This is a genomic window from Mucilaginibacter sp., from assembly GCF_036383575.1.
Lineage (GTDB): Bacteria > Bacteroidota > Bacteroidia > Sphingobacteriales > Sphingobacteriaceae > Mucilaginibacter.
Genome location: NZ_DASVOB010000127.1, coordinates 1 through 2,427 on the forward strand (window position 1 = coordinate 1; position 2,427 = coordinate 2,427).

3 protein-coding genes are annotated in these 2,427 nt (G+C 42.6%); 1 reads left to right on the forward strand and 2 read right to left on the reverse strand.

Annotated features, from left to right (window positions below; all coding sequences use genetic code 11):
* Positions 1–88: 88 nt before the first annotated feature.
* Positions 89–619 carry an RNA methyltransferase gene (locus VF500_RS04760; RefSeq protein WP_330858583.1) on the reverse strand — a complete coding sequence of 177 codons (531 nt, stop codon included), beginning with the start codon at positions 617–619 and terminating at the stop codon, positions 89–91.
* Positions 620–719: 100 nt separating this feature from the next.
* Positions 720–1,886: a galactokinase gene (locus VF500_RS04765; protein ID WP_330858584.1), complete on the reverse strand. Its 1,167-nt coding sequence runs from the start codon at positions 1,884–1,886 to the stop codon at positions 720–722.
* Positions 1,887–2,034: 148 nt separating this feature from the next.
* Between VF500_RS04765 and VF500_RS04770 the strand changes: the two genes are divergently transcribed.
* The gene (locus VF500_RS04770) at positions 2,035–2,325 is read left to right on the forward strand and encodes a YciI family protein (protein ID WP_121229681.1); all 291 of its coding nucleotides are present in this window, start codon (positions 2,035–2,037) and stop codon (positions 2,323–2,325) included.
* Positions 2,326–2,427: the final 102 nt, after the last annotated feature.

Genomic DNA, 2,427 nt, shown 5'->3' on the forward strand with positions numbered 1-2,427 from the left:
GGCAATCGCACGGAAGCATATTCGCCCTGTATAGCATGCGATTGCCGCGCTGCGCTCGCAATGACGTGGTGTAGAGCGAAGTGTTGTCTTATATCACCATCTTAGCAAAAAAGTCCCAAAGCACGATCCCTGCGGATACAACTATATTAAACGAATGCTTGGTGCCAAATTGAGGGATCTCGATACAGGCATCTATCACCTGCATCACCTCATCGCTTACGCCGTTTACCTCATTCCCAAAAATCAGGGCGTATTTGCCATCATCAGTAGGTTTAAATTCGTGGAGCATGGTGCTGTTTTCGGCCTGTTCAATGGCAATGATCTGGTAACCATCTTTACGTAATTGTTCAACAGCCTGTAAAGGAGTTTCGTAGTAAGTCCAGTTAACTGATTGGGTTGCGCCGAGGGCTGTTTTTTCAATTTCACGGTGGGGAGGTTGTGCGGTGATGCCGCAAAGGCAAACCTGTTCAACCGCAAAGCCGTCAGAAGTACGAAAGATAGAGCCGATATTGTGCATACTGCGCACGTTATCCAACACTACGGCTACCGGTAATTTATCCTGTGCTTTAAATTCATCAACCGTAGCCCGGTTCAGCTCATCTAACTTTAATTTGCGCATCCCTATAGTTCATTAGTTAAATGGTTCATTAGTTCATTGAGGTAAAACACCAATGAACTAATGAACCATTATAAGGGCGCAAAAATATTAAAAAAAGCCGTTAGTTAAGTACTGAAGCCAGCTCGCCTACGCCATCACCAATGAGTGAGTTGTAAACAGATGGGGCGTAGCCTATTTTTTGTGTATAATAATCGGTTATTTCCTTACTGAATTTATCAAAAGCACCACCTTTAACCAGGGCTATAGCACAACCGCCAAAACCAGCACCGGTCATACGGGCACCGGCAACATCCGGGTTGGTTTTGCTGTACTCGGCAACAGTATCCAATTCAACACCGCTTACTTCGTACAAATCGCGCAGTGAATCGTGTGATGCATACATCAGTCTACCAAACTCCGCCAGGTCATTAGCGGCAAGAGCTGTTGCTGCCAATTTTACGCGATCGTTTTCTTCAATTACGTGTTTTGCACGTTTCAGAACAATCGGATCTGTGATCAGGTGTTTGTATTGCTCAAAAGTAGCACTGTCTATCTCGCAAAGATATTTGATATCCAATTGCTGCTGCAGGGCCGTGAGGGCTGCCTGGCACTCCTGTACGCGTTCGTTGTATTTTGATTCGGCCAGTTTGCGGGGCTTGTTGGTATTGATGATAGCAAGTACATATTCGCCAAGATTACTGTCAACTGCCTGGTAATCCAGGGTATCGCAGTTAAGCATCAGGGCTTTATTTTTTTCGCCGAAGGCTACTGCAAACTGGTCCATAATGCCACTGTTAACACCAATAAAATTGTTTTCTACATATTTAGACAATTTAACAAGGTCGAGCTTGCTGTAGCCGCTGTTAAACAGGTCGTTAAGTGCATAAGAAGTAACTACTTCAATAGATGCAGATGACGACAAGCCCGAGCCGATTGGGATATCGCCATAAAATAACATATCAAGGCCTTTTAACTGATGGCCGTCTTTAATAAAACGATCAATTACACCGATAGGAAAGTTAAACCAGTTTTCACCGTTTTTTTCATAATGAAGTTGCAGCGGAATATCTTTTTGCTCACTGAAGTTTAAACTCCTGAAGCGGAAAATGCCATCCTCGTTAGGGGAGGTTAGTAAATAAGTGCCAAAAGTAATGGCGCATGGCATAACCAGCCCGCCGTTATAATCAATATGCTCGCCAATAAGGTTTACACGACCGGGCGAAAAGTACACGTTGTTTGCTTCTTTGTTAAAGATCTTAATAAATTCCTGGTGCAAATTATTCTTCATTATTCAGGTTGGTTTTTCGGAAAACAAATATTGGAAAAATTGTCAACTTTACAGTTATAAATTTAATTTAATTTTTAATTTATTTTTATGAGATAGTTTTGCAGATATTCGGGCTCGAAAAATGTGTTTAACCAGTTAAAAAATACTCATGAAACAATACCTTGTAACCGCATATGATTTTACAGACGCTGAAGCATTTGATCGCCGCATGGCCGCGCGACCGCATCATGTTGATGGTGCTAAAGCGCTTAAAGCCAATGGTAATTTAGTTGTAGCCGGCGCTATGCTCAATGACGAAGGCAAAATGATAGGCTCAACAATGATAGTGCAGTTTGAAACTTTTGAAGAATTGGAAGCCTGGAAAAATGCAGATCCTTATATTACCCAACGAGTTTGGGAGAGTGTTGATGTGAAGCCGTTTAAAGTGGCCGACTTGTAGGTCAGTTAGCAGTTTATAGTGGGCAGTTTGCAGTCATGATTTCATTTATTATCACTGCAAACTGCTAACTGAAAACTGCCCACTGCTACTGCTCCGCCCATC